General features: G+C 46.5%; 1 protein-coding gene. It reads left to right on the top strand.

Features of this window, described 5'->3' with window-relative positions:
- Window positions 1-98: 98 nt before the first annotated feature.
- The coding region (locus tag A3729_RS18645; RefSeq protein WP_068634174.1) for a 50S ribosomal protein L25/general stress protein Ctc at window positions 99-581 on the top strand (483 nt) is incomplete at its 3' end.

Below are 581 nucleotides of genomic sequence, written 5' to 3'. Positions count from 1 at the left end.
ATGTACAGGAAAAAGCACCTCGGTGCTTTTTCTATTTTAACCTTCACGGTATTTAGTCTGGTCGCGGGCGAATATTAGTGAACTTTGAGGAAAGAAAAATGAGTGAAGCATCATTCGTAGTAAACGCAACAGCTCGAGCAGATCAGGGGAAAGGTGCGAGCCGCCGCCTGCGTCGTCTTGAGAACCTAGTACCAGCTATCCTTTACGGCGCTGGTAAAGACCCTATCGCACTTAGCCTGAAAGAAAACGAGATCAAGAAATCGCTTGAAAACGAAGCGTTCTACTCTCACGTTCTAACAATCAGTGTAGACGGCAACGAAGAGCCAGCAATCCTGAAAGATCTTCAGCGTCACCCATCACGTGGTGATGTTATGCACGCTGACTTCCTGCGTGTTGATATGGACAAAGCTATCCATGTGCACGTTCCACTTCACTTCACAAACGAAGACGCTTGTGTTGGTGTTAAGTTGGGCGGTGGTAAGATCTCTCACCAGCAGGTTGAAGCTGAAGTAATTTGCCTACCTGGTAACTTGCCTGAGTTCATCGAAGTTGATATGACTGAAGTTGAAGCAGAAACTATC

This window comes from Oleiphilus sp. HI0043 (assembly GCF_001634935.1).
This window is presented reverse-complemented; position numbering and strand designations above follow the sequence as displayed.